General features: G+C 43.1%; 22 protein-coding genes. 16 read left to right on the top strand and 6 right to left on the bottom strand.

The window, feature by feature from the left end; translation table 11 throughout:
* Nucleotides 1-39: 39 nt before the first annotated feature.
* The 7 genes from MHH86_RS19040 to MHH86_RS19010 all read left to right on the top strand — a co-directional run bounded on the left by MHH86_RS19040 (nucleotide 40) and on the right by MHH86_RS19010 (nucleotide 6,306).
* Nucleotides 40-879: a DegV family protein gene (locus MHH86_RS19040; RefSeq protein WP_036688632.1), complete on the top strand. Its 840-nt coding sequence runs from the start codon at nucleotides 40-42 to the stop codon at nucleotides 877-879.
* 155 nt (nucleotides 880-1,034) lie between these two features.
* A complete protein-coding gene (locus MHH86_RS19035) occupies nucleotides 1,035-1,742 on the top strand; it encodes a response regulator transcription factor (RefSeq protein WP_170914177.1) in 708 nt (235 codons plus the stop codon).
* Between the two features lie 70 nt (nucleotides 1,743-1,812).
* Nucleotides 1,813-3,138 carry a HAMP domain-containing sensor histidine kinase gene (locus MHH86_RS19030; RefSeq protein WP_256717310.1) on the top strand — a complete coding sequence of 442 codons (1,326 nt, stop codon included), beginning with the start codon at nucleotides 1,813-1,815 and terminating at the stop codon, nucleotides 3,136-3,138.
* 41 nt (nucleotides 3,139-3,179) lie between these two features.
* A complete protein-coding gene (locus MHH86_RS19025; protein WP_076316299.1) occupies nucleotides 3,180-4,292 on the top strand; it encodes an AI-2E family transporter in 1,113 nt (370 codons plus the stop codon).
* Nucleotides 4,293-4,320: 28 nt separating this feature from the next.
* A complete protein-coding gene (locus tag MHH86_RS19020) occupies nucleotides 4,321-4,671 on the top strand; it encodes an Asp23/Gls24 family envelope stress response protein (protein WP_036688625.1) in 351 nt (116 codons plus the stop codon).
* An 80-nt stretch (nucleotides 4,672-4,751) separates the two neighbouring features.
* Complete coding sequence (locus MHH86_RS19015; protein ID WP_036688624.1) at nucleotides 4,752-5,129, top strand: hypothetical protein; 378 nt, start codon at nucleotides 4,752-4,754, stop codon at nucleotides 5,127-5,129.
* Between the two features lie 160 nt (nucleotides 5,130-5,289).
* Nucleotides 5,290-6,306: a S66 peptidase family protein gene (locus tag MHH86_RS19010; RefSeq protein WP_076218233.1), complete on the top strand. Its 1,017-nt coding sequence runs from the start codon at nucleotides 5,290-5,292 to the stop codon at nucleotides 6,304-6,306.
* A 48-nt stretch (nucleotides 6,307-6,354) separates the two neighbouring features.
* On the opposite strand, the gene MHH86_RS19005 is transcribed toward MHH86_RS19010, so the two are convergent.
* From MHH86_RS19005 to MHH86_RS18990, 4 genes are all read right to left on the bottom strand, one after another.
* Entirely contained in the window at nucleotides 6,355-6,639 is a 285-nt protein-coding gene (locus MHH86_RS19005) for a YxcD family protein (protein WP_036689115.1), read from the bottom strand.
* A gap of 8 nt (nucleotides 6,640-6,647) precedes the next feature.
* A complete protein-coding gene (locus MHH86_RS19000; RefSeq protein WP_076127101.1) occupies nucleotides 6,648-7,088 on the bottom strand; it encodes a hypothetical protein in 441 nt (146 codons plus the stop codon).
* Between the two features lie 165 nt (nucleotides 7,089-7,253).
* Nucleotides 7,254-7,814, bottom strand: coding sequence for a carbonic anhydrase (locus tag MHH86_RS18995; protein ID WP_036688619.1), 561 nt, complete (start codon nucleotides 7,812-7,814; stop codon nucleotides 7,254-7,256).
* A 14-nt stretch (nucleotides 7,815-7,828) separates the two neighbouring features.
* Nucleotides 7,829-8,170 (bottom strand): iron-sulfur cluster biosynthesis family protein, encoded by a 342-nt coding sequence (locus MHH86_RS18990; RefSeq protein ID WP_076127099.1) that lies wholly within the window; start codon nucleotides 8,168-8,170, stop codon nucleotides 7,829-7,831.
* Between the two features lie 162 nt (nucleotides 8,171-8,332).
* Between MHH86_RS18990 and MHH86_RS18985 the strand changes: the two genes are divergently transcribed.
* The 8 genes from MHH86_RS18985 (at nucleotide 8,333) to trmD (ending at nucleotide 14,455) form a co-directional block, all read left to right on the top strand.
* Entirely contained in the window at nucleotides 8,333-9,850 is a 1,518-nt protein-coding gene (locus tag MHH86_RS18985) for a carboxypeptidase M32 (RefSeq protein ID WP_036688614.1), read from the top strand.
* Between the two features lie 56 nt (nucleotides 9,851-9,906).
* Nucleotides 9,907-10,554, top strand: a complete 648-nt coding sequence (locus MHH86_RS18980; protein ID WP_036688612.1) for a hemolysin III family protein — start codon at nucleotides 9,907-9,909, stop codon at nucleotides 10,552-10,554.
* A 149-nt stretch (nucleotides 10,555-10,703) separates the two neighbouring features.
* On the top strand, nucleotides 10,704-11,060 hold the full coding sequence (gene ylxM, locus MHH86_RS18975) for a YlxM family DNA-binding protein (protein WP_036688609.1): 357 nt from the start codon (nucleotides 10,704-10,706) through the stop codon (nucleotides 11,058-11,060).
* 21 nt (nucleotides 11,061-11,081) lie between these two features.
* Nucleotides 11,082-12,470 carry a signal recognition particle protein gene (ffh, locus tag MHH86_RS18970; RefSeq protein WP_036688607.1) on the top strand — a complete coding sequence of 463 codons (1,389 nt, stop codon included), beginning with the start codon at nucleotides 11,082-11,084 and terminating at the stop codon, nucleotides 12,468-12,470.
* 54 nt (nucleotides 12,471-12,524) lie between these two features.
* Nucleotides 12,525-12,797, top strand: coding sequence for a 30S ribosomal protein S16 (gene rpsP, locus MHH86_RS18965; protein WP_036688604.1), 273 nt, complete (start codon nucleotides 12,525-12,527; stop codon nucleotides 12,795-12,797).
* A gap of 22 nt (nucleotides 12,798-12,819) precedes the next feature.
* The gene (locus MHH86_RS18960; protein WP_036688600.1) at nucleotides 12,820-13,050 is read left to right on the top strand and encodes a KH domain-containing protein; all 231 of its coding nucleotides are present in this window, start codon (nucleotides 12,820-12,822) and stop codon (nucleotides 13,048-13,050) included.
* Nucleotides 13,051-13,139: 89 nt separating this feature from the next.
* Nucleotides 13,140-13,664: a ribosome maturation factor RimM gene (rimM, locus tag MHH86_RS18955; protein WP_036688599.1), complete on the top strand. Its 525-nt coding sequence runs from the start codon at nucleotides 13,140-13,142 to the stop codon at nucleotides 13,662-13,664.
* Nucleotides 13,664-14,455 (top strand): tRNA (guanosine(37)-N1)-methyltransferase TrmD, encoded by a 792-nt coding sequence (trmD, locus tag MHH86_RS18950; RefSeq protein WP_036689109.1) that lies wholly within the window; start codon nucleotides 13,664-13,666, stop codon nucleotides 14,453-14,455. Before rimM ends, trmD begins: the two co-directional genes overlap by 1 nt.
* Nucleotides 14,456-15,057: 602 nt before the next feature.
* On the opposite strand, the gene MHH86_RS18945 is transcribed toward trmD, so the two are convergent.
* The gene (locus MHH86_RS18945; RefSeq protein WP_155288145.1) at nucleotides 15,058-15,234 is read right to left on the bottom strand and encodes a hypothetical protein; all 177 of its coding nucleotides are present in this window, start codon (nucleotides 15,232-15,234) and stop codon (nucleotides 15,058-15,060) included.
* Between the two features lie 205 nt (nucleotides 15,235-15,439).
* On the opposite strand from MHH86_RS18945, the gene MHH86_RS18940 reads away from it, so the two are divergent.
* Nucleotides 15,440-15,670 (top strand): hypothetical protein, encoded by a 231-nt coding sequence (locus MHH86_RS18940; protein WP_036688596.1) that lies wholly within the window; start codon nucleotides 15,440-15,442, stop codon nucleotides 15,668-15,670.
* Between the two features lie 58 nt (nucleotides 15,671-15,728).
* On the opposite strand, the gene MHH86_RS18935 is transcribed toward MHH86_RS18940, so the two are convergent.
* On the bottom strand, nucleotides 15,729-16,679 hold the full coding sequence (locus MHH86_RS18935) for a hypothetical protein (RefSeq protein ID WP_036688593.1): 951 nt from the start codon (nucleotides 16,677-16,679) through the stop codon (nucleotides 15,729-15,731).
* Between the last annotated feature and the right edge of the window lie 329 nt (nucleotides 16,680-17,008).

Genomic DNA, 17,008 nt, shown 5'->3' with positions numbered 1-17,008 from the left:
CTATAATAGTACTGATATTGAAAGGAGAGTACTTATATTATGGCAATCAAGATCATAACAGACAGCGGTTCAGACCTACCCCTTGACTACATGGAGAAGTATAATGTTTCCGTGATCCACCTACCGGTTCATTTTGGGCATGAGTTAATGCCGGCTGATACGGACACGAAAAGCTTTTATGCTCAAATGCGCGAATCCAAGGAGCTGCCTACCACAGCTAGTCCAAGTCCCAACGAATTCCTTGAGAAGTTCAAGCAAGTGGAGGAGGGAACTGACATTATGGTCATTTGTATGTCCTCTAATATTAGTAGCACTTATCAGACGGCTATGATTGCTATGGAAATGTATAAGGATGAAGGACATACCAATGCAATAGAGGTTATAGATTCCAAAAACTTCTCAGGCGGGCTGTCATTGATTGTTGGACTGGCGGCGCAGTGGTCTTTAACTTGTTCAAGCTTGCAAGAGCTCAAGGAAAAGGTACTTCAGCAGATAGAGGAAGTTAACGCTTATTTTACGCTGGACACTCTGGAGAATGTAATGAAAGGCGGACGTCTAAGTCGGCTCTCGGGAGCCGTAGCGTCTGTACTCAATATAAAGTTGCTGCTCAAAATCAGCGAAGAAGGCACTGTCGAAGTAGTGGAGAAGACCCGGGGTCTTCCAAAAGCACTGAATCGTCTGCTAGCGCATTTGGATGAGAAGCAGCATGATTACGAGAAAGCGGTTATCGCTATTGTACACAGTAATTGTGAGAAGCTGGCACTCGAGATTAAAGAACGCATTTTACTAAAGCATCCCTTTAAAGAAGTCTTACTCTCAAGCATGGGTCCGGTTATGGGAACCTATGCTGGGGAAGGCGGAATTGGCGTAGCTTTTTAAAGTAGTGATCCTCACAATCCAGACAAATTACGATCGTACATGGGACGGTTTCCCGTGTGCGATTTTTATTTTATTCCTATGTGATAATTTAGCTATTCTTTAGATTGTGTTTAGGCTCTGTTAATAATCACAGAATATAGTTAGATGGGGGGATTATCATGTATACAATATTGATCGCTGATGATGAAGCAGAAATTGTGGAATTGCTAAGATTATATTTAGAGAAAGAGTACAACATTTTGGAAGCGAACAGTGGTACTGAAGCCTTAACGCAGGTACAGAACCATAAAGTTGATTTGGCAATTCTGGATATTATGATGCCGGGTCTGGATGGATTGCAATTATTGAAAAAGATCCGCGAGGTTCATCATTTTCCAGTGTTATTTTTATCCGCCAAAAGCGAACATCATGACAAAATTCTGGGTCTTGAACTAGGAGCCGACGATTATATTTCCAAACCGTTTAATCCATTAGAAATAGTAGCCCGTGTTGGAGCTTTGCTGCGGCGTGTACATCATTTCGATGCGCAAGTTGTTGAGGAAAAAGAAGCTGAGCAGATTGTATTAGGTGAATTAATGCTGGATCAAAGCCAGTGTCTGCTCTATCGTTCTGGTGAACCTGTGGTGCTTACTTCTACCGAGTACAAAATTTTGGAACTAATGATGAAGCAGCCTGGACGAGTCTTTACACGCAAAAAAATATATGAGGCCGTGTGGGAAGATTTCTATGTGTACGAAGATAATAGTATCATGGTACATATCAGCAATATCCGGGAAAAAATTGAGGAAGATTCCAAAAAGCCAGTATATTTAAAGACTATTAGAGGGCTGGGATACAAAATTGAAGCGCCTATGGAGCAATAGAGATCAACGACCTTTACAATCATCGCTGACGCTGGATTTTTTGTTGTTTATCTGTATTTTGTTTTTTCTCGTGATTGTATATTATTTGTTTATTAATCTTGATGTGACCCATATTTTTGAAAAAAATAAAATCGCTGATCCTGATTTGAAGGTGGAGGCTAGTGCTTATCGAGATAATCTGGAGCATGGGATAGAAACCAAACGTCTTCTGCGGAGCGGGGGATGGATCGAGGTCTTGGATCAAGACATGAAGGTCACCAAGGTTGTTGGAGAAAAAAAAGACGGTGTAACCCAATATACCAGTAACCAGCTTTTAAAAAGTTTGGAAAATGGAGAAGATCAAGCTTACTTTTATTCGTTGACCACGCTAAATGCTCAGAGCGAATCGGAGTGGCTGCTCTTGAAGCTGCCGCGGGAAGCTATCACCATCACCATTAATAGTGATCCCTTCGTGGCCTACTTTAATCATTCGCTTTCATACTACGTCTTTTTGGGTGTGGGAATGATTCTTTTGCTAATTATCGTGTACAGCTATTGGGTAGCGCGGCGAATCAGGAAACCACTGCGTATCATCACGCTTGGATTGAAGCAGATGATTCAGGGGAATTATGATACTCGAATCGCTTTATATGCAGAGAAGGAATTTTCGCAAATTGGAGAGACTTTTAATTATATGGCAGACGTAATTGAAAAGACGACCAAAGAAAAACGCCAGGCAGAGGAAAGTAAGAAACGGATGATGGTTGATCTATCTCATGATCTGAAGACGCCGATAACGAGTATACAGGGCTTTGCCCAGGCGCTTGTAGAGGGTAGAGGCGAGGATGAAGAACGCCAAAAAAGATATTTAAGCTATATTTATAATAAATCCTCACAGGTTACTAAGCTGATTCAGAACATGCTGGAGCTGTTAAAAATAGATTCACCGGATTTCTTGCTACGAATGGAGCATCAAGAACTGGGCGAATTTATTCGTGAAATCATTGCAGATACCTACGGAGAGATTGAACAAAAGAATTTTGTTTTGCATCTAAATGTTCCCGAAGAGGATGTGTTCTTGAACTTTGATGCGGAGCTGCTCTCGAGTGTGGTTCATAATTTGATCTCCAATGCACTGATCTATAATCCTCCAGGTACACATTTGCGTGTGGAGGTGATCCCTTTGGAGAAAGAAGTCACGATTGAAATCGCTGATACTGGAGTGGGTATTCCAGAAGAGCTGTGGTCCACAATGTTTGATCCGTTTGTTCGGGGAGATAAAGCGCGGACAGCTTCGGGAGGAACAGGGCTAGGTCTCTCGATAGCTATGAAAAATACAGAGAAAATGGGGGGTACGCTTCATCTCAGTCGACGAAAGAAGGAACCTACGGTATTCACCATCCGGATTCCGAAATAACGAGCTGGAAGACATCCAAATCAGAAGACGGGAGAGAAACTATGGCTAAACTGAACAATTTCATCAGAGTTTGTCTAGCGATTCTTTTAGTGTTAGGCATTGTATTTTTAGGCTCACGCGTAGATTTTTTATTCACACCGATCCTGTCTTTGTTCAGTGTCATTATAGTGCCTTTAATGCTGGCGGGTTTCTTTTATTACCTGCTGCGGCCACTGATCGATACCTTGGAGAAATATAAGCTGAATCGTTCTTTGGCGATTATCATCGTATATGTAGTTATTTTAGTGCTTCTGTTTGCTTTTATTATCGGCGTTTGGCCTTCACTTCGTACACAATTAGTTAATTTCGTCGATAATATGCCGAATCTCATTGCCTCCTTGAATCAACAGCTATTGAAACTAGAAGATAATGAATTTCTGTCTGCGTTGATCCCTGCTGATGCTAATCCAGCCTCCACATTGACGGATTATTTGAATAAAGGGTTTACGCTGTTAACGAATTACGTATCAGGATTGTTCTCTTTTGTTTCGAATTTCGCGATCATTTTATTCACCTTTCCGATTATGTTATTCTACATGCTTAAGGAAGGTGGGAAATTCGGACGTAAGATTGTAAGTTTCTTTCCAAAGAAGTATCGTGAAGAAGGAACTACAATGATGACTGAAATCGACAGTGCGCTTAGTGGCTTTATCGTGGGCCGGGTGCTTGTTAATTTAGCCTTAGGCGTTCTGATGTATATTGGTTTCCTTATTATCGGCCTGCAATATGCATTGCTGTTGACTGTAATCGCAGTTGTGATGAACTTCGTGCCTTTTATTGGTGCGATACTGTCTAGTATCCCTATTTTCATCATCGGATTCATTCAATCGCCGTCTATAGCCGTCTGGTCCATCATCATTGTTCTGGTAGCGCAGCAGATACAGGATAATTTAATCGCTCCCTACATCTTTGGGAAAAAGCTCGATATTCATCCACTGACAACGATTATCCTGGTATTAGTTGGCGGTGATTTAGGCGGGATCATTGCGATATTGCTGATTATTCCGCTGTATATGATTGTTAAAATCGTCTTGACCAAGGCCTATTATTTGTTTGTCAAGCAACGCCGGGTAGAGATAGAGGTAGAGGTAGAGGAGAGTCCGGATATCTCTTAAGTTAATAAAACATTATGGAGGGATTTCTATGAATGAAGGAACGGAGCAAGGACTAATTCATATTTCAGATGATGTGGTGACTTCGATCGTCGGGCAAGTGGTTCTGGACACACCGGGTATTGCCGGCATGTCAGGAAGCAGTATCTCGGACAACTGGGCTAAACGTCTAAGCGGTAAAAATGTAAAAAAAGGAATGTCCGTTGAAGTAAAAGAAGTGGATGTTGCCATCGATCTTCAGGTCATAGTTAATTACGGATGTGTGATTCAAGAGGTCTGCTATATGCTGCAGCAAAATGTAAGAAATGCTGTTGAGAATATGATGGGACTGTCTCTAGTTTCTGTAAATGTTAAGGTTGAGAAGGTCGCTCTGCCATTCTAAGAAAAGCCCATTTAATAGGCACCGTAATCTAGGCTTCTGCATAGAATGGAGCAAATCCATTTACGGAGGTCAGAACATCCATGTCGACATTTAACACTGGGCAGCAACAGAATGTGATTTATCAGGCTGATCCTGCTGTGATCCGGCACCTGCACGGTGTCCGCGATTCCCTACATCAATCTTGCAAGCCATACCTTAACCATAAGGTGAACGTACAGACAATAGATGGCTTTGTACATGAAGGCGTTATAGCCGGAGTAGATAATAAACACTTGTATCTGAACGTTGCAGCTAATGGGCAAATGCCCCGCGGGTTTTACAACCCTCATCAGCCGTATCATCCTCATCCGGGCCCGGGACCTGGCCCATATCCAGGACCTTATCCAGGTCCCCCATACAATAATAATGTGATTTTACCGCTTGTGTTGTTTGAACTGCTTGCTATCTCTTTAATCTAGTGTTTGGGTTTAATTGAAGAAGGACATGTGCAGGATTTGCGGTCATACGTTGACGCATCCCGCCAGGTCCTTTTTTTGTAGGCGTAAAGTATGTGTTAGAAGAAGGTGTTCTCATTATCACTTTAGGGATATAATGGGTACAAACTCTGGGAGGTGGCATATGATTAGATACCCTTTTTTGAAAAAAAATGCGACGATAGGCGTTACAGCACCTTCATCTGGAGTAGGCATTCAAAATGCAGAACTACTAACACTGGCCTCCAGCCGGTTGAAGTCGCAAGGATTTAATGTCATTATCGGCGAAACGGCATGGAAGCAAGATAAGGCTAAATCTGCACCAGCCAATGTTCGTGGTCATGAGTTTAATGAGATGATCAAAGATGATGGAATCGATGTCCTTATTCCGCCTTGGGGCGGGGAATTGTTAATTGAAGCTCTGGAATTTATTGATTTTGATGCTTTGCAGGACAAATGGATCGTGGGATATTCAGATATAAGCGTCTTACTGCTTGCGGTCACGCTGACAACCGGGTTGGCTACTGCCCACGGAGCGAATCTCATTGATTTACGGGGAGAGTATTCGGATGATACTACAGCCCTCTGGCATGCGGTTCTAGAGACACCAGTGGGTGAGTCCATTGTGCAGCATTCATCTCTTAAATATCAGCGGGAATGGCAACATGATGTGCCTTCGCCATGCGTTTTTCATTTGACAGAGGAGACTTATTGGAAGTCTCTAACTACAGATGCTGTAACGATGAAAGGACGTCTGTTGGGTGGTTGTATAGATGTAATTAGGCATTTGATCGGCACACCTTATGGAAAGCTCCAGCATTTTCAGCAAGAAATGATTCATGACGAACCTATAGTTTGGTATTTGGAAAATTGTGAATTGAACACAGCGGATTTACGCAGATCTTTAGTGCAGATGAAGCTGGCAGGGTGGTTTGAGAATTGTTCGGGGATTATGTTTGGCAGAAGTCCAGCTAATCGGCCTGTGGATAACTATACTGCCGAGGATATCTATGCTGAACTATTTGAAGAGCTTAAGGTACCGATCGTTTATGATATCGATTGTGGTCATGTCCCGCCGCAGGTTACTTTTATTAATGGAGCTTATGCAGAAATTGAAGTGGCAGACGGAGTAGGGACGGTAAAGCAATATTTCTATGAATAGCGTTATATCAAAAAAGGACAACCCCTCGGGTTGTCCCTTTTACTATCATTAGTTCCCTGTATTTACAATCGCTGTGATTTCCTCATCCAGGTCCAGTCTTACATCTTCACGATAGGCGCGAACACCATATTCGCTGAGCATGTAACGCAAGATCGCTTCAATCATATTGGACTCCACTAGAAATTGACTGCGGCCCTGTACCCAAACCTCTGCAGAGTAACCGGTATCTTCTTCCCAGCTCAGTTCTACCTGAACATCCTCTGGGCGAACAGCCTTTCGTTCCGCCATGTGCAGACAGAGGGCATTGATGATCTCATCCATGCTTAGAACAATTGTAGACATTAGTAACGACCATCCTGTTCTTCTAAGCGGCGACGTTCTTTTCTACGACGGAAGAAGGACATCACGAGCATAACCAATACATAGATAGCTAGCATATTAACGGCAAAGCCTAAGAAGTCACCAAAAGCTCCCATTCCACCAAACATTCCACCGAATAATAATCCGGCCAAACCACCGATCATCATGCCTTTCATTAAGCTGCCGCCGCTGAAGAAGCCACGTTTTGTATTTGCAGCAGATCCTGCTGTGGAGCTTTTAGTGCTGTCACTTTTTTTGATGTTATTTGTTGTTGTTGATTTTTTTGGGGTTGTTGAATAGCTGCGAGTGCCGGATTTGAATCCGCCGCCACCTCGACGTGCATCGGCAAAGTCTGGAGCAACCACTGCAAAAAACAGAGTGAAGGCCATTAGAATCATCATTACGCGTTTCATTGGTTTCATTTAGTACGAAAACCCTCCTGTGAGCATGAATTTTTGTGTATGGTCGGTAATACGCAGACATGCCCCACAAGGTTTCAATTTTATTTATCATAATTTATACTTTTATGCACAAAAAAAGCGTGGATCCAGGATCCACGCAAACAGCAGTTAGAGAGTCGTCATTCGTTACTTATACCCATCAGCGACAAGCTCAAGCGCTCCGGTTGCCGGATCGATGATCATGCCATGGATAGGTACATTAGGGGGAAGCAGTGGATGACGTTTAATCAGGTCCACAGTCTGAATTACCCCTTCTTCGACATTGTCAAACCCACGCAGCCATTTTGTAAGTTTGATTCCGGAATTCTCCAGTGTAGACAGCACTTCTTCAGATACTCCACGTTCTTTAATGGAATTGATCATATGGTCCGCATTGAGGGAGGCCATACCGCATTCATAGTGTCCAACCACGATTACTTCTTCAGCATCTAGTTCATATAGAGCTACCATTACACTACGCATAACACTACCAAAAGGTTGAGAAATAACCGCACCAGCATTTTTGATGATTTTGACATCACCATTTTTGAAATTCATGGCTTTCGGCAATAATTCAACGAGTCTAGTGTCCATACAGGTGATGATCAGCATTTTTTTGTCAGGATAACGACTGGTTAAATAAGCTTCATAGTCCTTATTCTCTACAAAACTTTTATTAAAGTTAATAATTTCTGATACGTGGCTCATATTAGCTTCCTCCCTTAAATTCCTTGAATTGTACTTACGTTGCGCATATCTCTTACCATGATATTGTTGCCATAAATCTGAGAATCACTGACCAGCTTATAGGAAGAGAAACGTTCCTCTGCATCGAGTCGCATCTTGTCTTCATAAAAGATTTCCTGTTGCCGGCTTACGATAAAGGGAAGAGAATTCGTCTCTATCCTAGAATCGCCTTGCTCCACTTCTGAAACAATCAGTAACACATTAATTCCGTCACACCCGCAGCCTACCGTATCATAAAAGAGCTTGAAAAATCCTGGCTGATCTCCAAGCCTTTCCTTCAACTTCCTTTCTGCGAGAGGTGTAACTTGAATCATCATAGCCCTGTTCACGCTCCTTGATTTTTGTTCGAAGCATGGTCTGCTTCTTATGTAACTCATTAAATATTTAAAATTAGAGATGTATCTCTGAAGTTGATTATACTCATTCAAAAAAGTATCATCAAGAGGAGTCTGTAAAACAGAGAAAGCAGGTGGAGTAGAATGGAACAACAAGTAAAGGAACGATGGGAACAATTCAGCGAGTTATTAGCAAAAATCAGTGGATATTCAGAGGCCATAGAATTAATGCACTGGGATTTGCGCACAGGTGCACCACGTAAGGGAGTAGAAGTTCGTTCCGGTACGATTGGGATGCTGAGTGGAGAATTGTTCAGACTTGAGATTTCACAGGAGATGGGTGACTTTACAGCATTTTTCAGCCGTCCAGAAGTGTTGAGCCAGCTTACAGCTAATCAACAAAAGATCGTCAACGATTGCCGCAAAGAGTATGAGCGCAGTAAGAGTATTCCGTCCAAAAGATTTGAAGAGTACGCTGTCCTGTCTGCTCATTCCCAAACGATCTGGGAAGAAGCTAAGGAGAACAATGACTTTGCTACATTTGAACCTTATTTGAGTAAAATCGTAGCTCTGAAACAAGAGTTCATCGATTATTGGGGTGTTAATGGCACACGTTACGATACGCTACTAGATATGTATGAGCCTGATCTCACAGTAGAAAAGGTGGATGAAGTGTTCAGTCGCCTCCGCAGCCGCTTGGTTCCGTTAGTGGAAGCTATCGCTGCTTCACCTAATAAACCAGATACCAGCTTCTTGCAGCAGATTTTCCCTAAAGAGCAGCAACAAAAGTTTGGTAACTTTATTCTGAAGCAAATGGGCTATGACTTCGACGCAGGCCGCTTGGATGAGAGTGTGCATCCTTTTGCTACAGGGCTGAATCCAGGTGACGTTCGTATTACGACCGCTTATTTACTTGATAACGTGACTAGCGCCGTCTTCAGCTCACTGCATGAAGGTGGACATGCGCTTTACGAACAAAATATCAGCCAAGATTTAGTGGGAACACCGCTGGCTCAAGGCGCATCGATGGGGATTCATGAATCTCAGTCGAGACTATGGGAGAATATGATTGGCCGCAGCCGTGCGTTCTGGCAACGTTATTACGGTGATCTGCAGCAGCATTTCCCAGAGCAGCTTGCTAATGTAGATGTAGAGGATTTCTACCGGGCTATTAACAGTGTGGAAAATTCATTCATCCGAATTGAAGCAGATGAGCTTACATACAATCTGCACATTATTGTGCGTTACGAGATCGAAAAGCTTATTTTTAATGAAGGACTATCTGTCAAAGATCTGCCTCAGGTATGGAATGCTAAATATCAAGAATATTTAGGTATTACACCGCCTAATGATGCGCTTGGTGTATTGCAGGACGTGCACTGGTCCGGTGGAGACTTCGGATATTTTGCATCCTACTCTTTGGGAAATATGTATGCTGCCCAAATCTTGAATACACTCCGCAAGGAGCTGCCGAACTACGATGAATTGATTGCTGCGGGAAATCTTTTGCCGATTAAAGAATGGTTAACAGAAAAAATCTACCGTTTCGGAAAAAGTCTGACCCCTTCGCAAATTATCGAACAAGTAACAGGTGAGCCGCTCAGTCCAGATTATCTGGCTGATTATTTGGAGGAGAAATACACGGAGATTTACAAACTGTAATCCAGTGAGGTCCGCGTGGTATAATAGAAAGAAAGCTTAGACGGAAGGATATGGATATGGCAAATACTCACACCTACACCCGGAGAGAAGAAGTCGCGAATGCGATTACGCACGGGATCGGAGCTGTATTAAGCGTCGCTGCACTTGTCCTGCTTGTTGTTTTTGCAAGTCTGAAAGGAACGGCATGGCATGTAGTCAGCTTCTCCATTTATGGAACGACAATGCTGCTTCTGTATCTCAATTCAACACTTGTGCATAGTCTCAAAGAGGGTAAGGCGAAGGATTTGTTCGAATTTTTCGATCACTCCTCTATTTATCTGTTTATCGCAGGCACGTATACACCCTTTTTGCTAGTAGCTATTCGGGGAACACTTGGCTGGAGTTTATTTGGTGTTATATGGGGAATCGCAGTATTTGGCGTTTTCTTCAAAGCGTTTTTTGTTAAAAAGTTCTTGTTCATGTCTACGGTGTTCTACATTGCTATGGGTTGGCTGATTGTTATCGCCTGGAATCCTCTTTCAGCAGTGGTAGCGGATGGTGGCATGATTCTGTTGATGGCTGGAGGAGTGCTTTATACTCTAGGTACAGTTTTTTATGTATGGAGAGGGTTTCCGTTCCATCACGCGATCTGGCATGTTTTTGTTCTTGCGGGCAGTGTCACACATTTCTTCGCCATATTGATTTATGTACTGCCAATCCAATAATTTCAAGCGGATTTATCGCGGAAAATATGGATTTTTAATAAAGAAAGAGATGACAAGCAAAAGTGCTTGACATCTCTCTTTCTTTTAGGTATCATAAGGGACGTTGTGAAGGTGTAAAGTGTTTTTCCTTGACGAAGGGGTTGTCCTTAATGAGTCAGGAGAATAGGCTCGAGAAAACGAATCGTATCAATTTGCTTTTTGCCTTCTATGAACGACTGCTTACAGATAAGCAGCAAACGTTTCTTAAATATTATTTTCACGATGATTTTTCCTTGGGAGAGATTGCCGCTGAATTTGAAATCAGCCGCCAAGCTGTTTATGAGCATATTAAGCGGGCTGAGCAAGTCCTTGAGAATTATGAAGAAAAACTTGGACTATTAGTGAAACATGAGAGTCGTACTAAATATTTAGAAGAGCTGCGCAGACTGCCGGAGAATGGGATGCTGCCTGAGCAATATAAACTTCGGTTCGCGGAGATCGTGGATCGCTTGCAGAGGTTAGAGTAGCATGAAGGGAGAAATCTGCATATGGCGTTTGAAGGTTTAACCGGAAGATTGCAGAATGTGTTCAGCAAGCTACGCGGTAAAGGTAAAGTATCCGAAGAAGACGTAAACGAAGCTATGCGTGAAGTGCGGTTAGCCCTTCTGGAAGCCGATGTTAACTTCAAGGTAGTTAAAGAATTCGTGGCTAAGGTGAAAGAAAAGTCCATCGGCAAGGAAGTCATGGACAGCTTTACGCCTGGCATGGTAATTATCGACATCGTCAACAAGGAACTAACCGAGCTGATGGGCGGAAGCCAAGCGAAGCTGGCCAAGTCGAACAAGCCACCGACCGTCATTATGATGGCGGGTCTACAAGGGGCTGGTAAGACAACCACTTCGGGTAAGCTAGCTAAGCTGTTACAGAAGGGCAATCATCGTCCGCTCCTGGTTGCGGGAGATATTTACCGGCCTGCTGCTATCAAGCAGCTGCAAGTGTTGGGAGAACAGATTAAGGTTCCTGTATTCTCGCTTGGTGATCAGACTAGTCCGGTAGAAATTGCCAGACAAGCTGTACAACATGCGAAGGATAACGGACTTGATTATGTTATTATCGATACTGCAGGCCGCCTGCATATTGATGAAGAACTAATGGAAGAACTCAAGCAGATTCACAATGTTGTAAATCCTGATGAAGTACTTCTTGTAGTAGATGCTATGACGGGTCAAGACGCCGTGAATGTAGCCGAGAGCTTTAATAAGCAGCTTGAGCTTACAGGGGTCGTATTGACGAAACTCGACGGCGACAGCCGTGGTGGTGCTGCACTGTCAGTAAAAGCTGTTACCGGTTGCCCGATCAAATTCGCCGCTTTAGGGGAGAAGATCGACGCGCTGGAGCCGTTCCATCCGGAACGTATGGCTTCGCGGATTCTGGGTATGGGCGACATGCTGTCGCTGATTGAGAAAGCCCAAGCGAACATTGATACTGACAAGGCTAAAGAAATGGAACGTAAGATGCGTAATGCAGAGTTTACGTTCGACGATTTCCTAGAGCAAATGGATCAGGTGAAGAAGCTAGGCCCTATCGATCAAATTCTTGATATGCTTCCGGGTATGAACAAAGCCAAGGGCATTAAAGATTTAAAGGTCGACGATAAGCAAATGGGACGCGTTGAAGCCATAGTTCATTCTATGACTAAGGCGGAGAAGCAACAGCCTGAGATCATTAACCATAACCGCCGCAAGCGTATTGCAACCGGCAGCGGAACCTCAGTCGCTGAGGTCAACCGCCTCATCAAACAATTTGATGAGATGCGTAAGATGATGAAGCAATTCTCCGGCATGATGGGCGGAGGCGGCAAAGCCTCCAAGAAAAATGCCATGAAGCAGCTTAAAGGTCTTGGTGGTGGAAAAGGGCTGAAATTCCCTTTTAAATGATCTTGAATGTCTGACCAACTAATGTTGGAAACTATTATAAGGAGGTGATTTTTCGTGGCAGTACGTATTCGTCTAAAAAGAATGGGAGCGCATAAAGCGCCTTTCTATCGTGTAGTGGTTTCCGATTCCCGGTCCCCTCGTGACGGTCGTTTTATCGAGGAAATCGGTTATTATAATCCGATTGAACAACCGGCAGTAGTTAAGATCGATGAGGAAAAAGCTCTTAAATGGCTTCAAACAGGTGCGCAAGCATCTGATACCGTCCGCAACTTGCTTTCCAAAGCAGGCGTGATGAAGAAGTTTCATGAGCTTAAGCAACAGAAATAATGACTGATTGCGAGGGTCCTCTATGGAAGAATTAGTTGGAGTAATTGCTAAGGCTTTAGTGGATCATCCAGAAGATGTGACGGTACGGGCTGTGGAGAAAGAGCATTTGATTGTCTATGAGCTGTCCGTACATCCAGATGATGTAGGAAAGGTCATCGGCAAGCAAGGCAGGATCGCCAAGGCGCTCCGTACAGTAGTCACATCTGCAGCAGTCAAGAGCGATAAACGCGTAACTGTAGATATTTTATCTTAAATAATGCGTACAATGAGGGGCTAGGGATAGTATATCCCGGCTCCTTTTTGTTCAAATATATAGATGAAGCTTGTAGAGGAGAGGGTTATATGACGGAAGAATTAACCGTAGGCCGGCTTGTGAATACACATGGAATTCGCGGGGAGATTAAAGTATTATCCCATACCGATTTTCCTGAGGTTCGTTTCGCTAAAGACAAGAAGCTGTTCGTCATTCCTGCGGATGGCAGTGCAAAATTCGAAGTGACTGTAGAATCCGCTCGAGAGCATAAGGGTATGTTTATCGTTAAGCTTAAGGGATATACCAATATTAACGAAGTGGAAAAGTATAAGGGAAGTTTGCTTAAGGTGCCAAGTAATGATCTGGTTGATCTGCCAGAGAATGAATATTACTTCCACCAAATCGTTGGCTGTGAAGTTTATACGGATGATGCTGGAAGTGAACCGCTTGGCACAATTACGGAAATTTTACAGCCAGGTGCAAATGACGTGTGGGTTGTTAAGCCTGCTAAAGGTCAAGACATCCTTATCCCTGTAATTAACGATGTAGTGCTGAACGTGGACATTGAGGCCAAACGAATTACGGTTCACTTAATGGAAGGACTATTGCCATGATCAGAATTGATGTGCTAACGCTCTTTCCGGAGATGTGCGAAGGCGTATTTAGCACAAGTATTCTTGGTAAGGCACGCGAAAAAGGGATTGTATCTTTGAATGCTGTGAACTTTCGTGATTTCTCAGGAAATAAGCACAACAGTGTGGATGATACACCGTATGGCGGGGGCGGGGGTATGGTACTAAAGCCTGACCCGATCTTTGCAGCGGTAGAACATGTATTGGGGATCGAGGCTAGTCCTTTGGAGAATGGTTCTGAATCTGCAGTCCCGTCGCCTTCCTCTGTGAAGCCACGCATCATTCTTATGTGCCCACAAGGAAAGACCTATAATCAGAAGATTGCTGAGGAACTGGCACAAGAGCAGCATCTAATCTTTATATGTGGTCATTATGAGGGCTACGATGAGCGGATACGGGAGCATCTGGTTACAGATGAACTGTCGATTGGCGATTATGTGCTAACGGGTGGAGAACTACCAGCACTGACGGTTATTGATTCAGTAGTTCGGCTACAGCCAGGGGCGCTTGGAAATGAAACCTCTGCGATCACGGATTCGTTCAGTACAGGGCTGTTGGAATATCCTCACTACACTCGACCCGCTGAATTTCGCGGCTGGAAGGTACCAGATATGTTGCTGAGTGGCCATCACGCCAACATCGAAGTATGGCGGAGAGAGCAAGCGTTACAGCGTACACTTGAACGTAGACCTGATTTGCTCGAAAGTGCAGAACTAACATTGAAAGACAAGAAAACACTGGAACGTCTGAAAAATGAAATCAAGCCGGAGTAAAATTTTAATAAAACAGGCATATTTTACGTCTTTTTAACGTATCTTACGTTAAGGAGGCGTTTTTGTTATGTTTACTTAAGTATAAGAAGGGCTATAATCTCGTATTTTTTTGCGTAATTTCCAAAACAAATGAGCATAGGTGCGTTGAACTCTTCTATTTGGGGTAATAGATAGAGGTGGCGTAATACTATATGCAGCTTACGATGCAGCAAGCTTAACTATTGAAAGGAATGAACTGAAGTGACTACGAAGACGCGTGAAGAATTCAAGCCTAGCGTGGACACGATCCACAAAGATGCGGAGCCGCTCCGCACCGTGAATGATATTATCGATTATTATACAAATCGCAAATCGTAATTCCCATTCGCCCTTTAAAGCTTGAACATATAAGATTAATAATTAAGTATGAATAAGCAAGTCCAATAAAACCATTAGAGTATAGCGAACGAAAGTTCACTACATCTAATGGTTTTATTGTGCTCTACAAAGAGGTCAAACCCTGTGATTCTGGTCAGAATGTAAACGCCCCCTCTTCAAGGAGAATTAAAAACTCTTTGGAAAGGGGGCGTTTGGTTAACTATAAAAATTCGTGGAGGCGCATTCTACTCTTTGCGAAAGAGGCGATATACTCCTGTAAGTAGAGCGTAAAGCGCAAAACATACGAGAACAGTAACTGCCCATGCATAGTTGCGAACGGTATAGGTAAGCGATGATAAAATAATAAAGATGGTAATACGCAGTACGCCTTCCTTAATAAACTGTTTACGTGCTACATTCATTCGATTGGCCTCCTTGAATGGATAGGATGGTACGGATAACAAGCCGAGAATATGTCTTTCCTTATATATAACCTTTGGGAATACAAAAAATGCAGAGAACGGAAAGTAAATATCGATCCAAACAAATGACCTATGTAACTTAGCCGTTACCGACCTGTACTCCTCACCATAGAGTATATCATTACGAATGAGGAGGAGTACACTAGTGGAGGCTTATTATAATTGCTTACGTTGTAAGAATAGAAGGGTACGTATCCTGACTACTGATGGCAGACAGCATGAAGGTGTGATTACAGATGTGGACAGATATAATGTTTACTTAAGAACAGGATCCAATGGACCTGTGCAGACTTCTGCATTTTTTGGTTACCCTTATGCTGCTGACAATATTTTAACTCTCAGCTTGTTCACGCTGTTGGCTATTGCATTAATCTGATATGATGATGCAAAAACAGACCGTCCGCTAATCCGGACGGTCTGTTTTTAGTGGTTGGTTACTCTACTGTAATTGCACCTATATCAGAGCTTAAGGACAACAAAGGACCTCCTCCGTTAACATCACGTTTGCCACCCTCAACCCCGGTGATCTGGCCTAGATCACTTTTAGCCACCAAGCTACATTTCACGCCATCGGCTAGAACAGCATTGAGGCTACCTACATTTGTTGTCGCTTTAAGACGGCTATCACTCTTCATTCCGGCTATATCCATGCGTATGCTTCCTGTATTAGACTCTAGAGTGGACTTACCGGTGATGTTAGCTCCTTCGATATCAATAGCTCCAACGTTGCTGACGACGCGGTAATTTCCGTCCAGATTGCGGAGACGAATTTGCCCGACATTATTGGTGATTTGATATTCATCCATACGGGTGGGGATCTCAATGGTATAGTTAATGCTAAAATCTGAATAACCGTATTTGTCTTGAGCCCAAGTCCATAAGTCCTTCTTCGGATTTGATTTGGAATTTGTAGATACCTTCAGAGTATCGCCACTAACGTCTATTGAAATCTCAGCGTCATCCAAGATTTTCTGGCGGTCAGCTTTATGAGCGGAGCCGTTATGGGCTAAGATTGTCGCACTCACATTAATTTGATCACCCGTAGTTGATGTAACTTCTATTTCTCCCACTGCATTGTTCATGCTAAGCACTGAAGCAGAGCCGATCTCTTTAGATAAGGATAGTTCTTTGCTAATGCTGTTTGCTTTAACTTCGTCGACCACCTTGGTAGCTGTATCCTGAACGGCCTGTTCCACGCTTGCAGCGGCTTTACCTAGCTCTTGCTTCACAGCCTCACCAATATTTTGCTGCACATCTTCAGTAATATTCTTTCCTAGTTCATTATTAGCGGATTGCCTACCCGGTAACTCTGTGCATCCTGCCAGAAGTACGACGGACAAGACGGCTACAGCTGCCATTACGCTAGTTGTATTACTCTTTTTCATTGAATAAAATCCTCCTTATTTTTGGGTATATGTGTTCTTCCCTAAGCGCTACGTTATGTACGTACTTCTGTAAGTATAGCCTATGGGGATTTATTGTAAAAACGGCTGTAGGCGGGTTAATATACTGGACCAAAGACTAGGTATTTAAAAAGTGTTCACTACACTTCAAATTTCAATTGTGCTAAAATGAAATATAGATCTTACGCTCACATTAAAATGGGTAAGAGTACATATAAAAAGAGCGAAGATGCTCTCATATATAATCTTCAGCAGCTACTGAAAAGCGCTTTTTATAGTGAGATGTGCTAAGGCTAGTTTGCGAATACGAT

The sequence above is a fragment of the Paenibacillus sp. FSL F4-0097 genome, from assembly GCF_038593125.1.
Lineage (GTDB): Bacteria > Bacillota > Bacilli > Paenibacillales > Paenibacillaceae > Paenibacillus_AQ > Paenibacillus_AQ odorifer.
The sequence above is the reverse complement of the archived record's forward strand: the minus strand, read 5'-3'. Positions and strand labels throughout refer to the sequence as shown.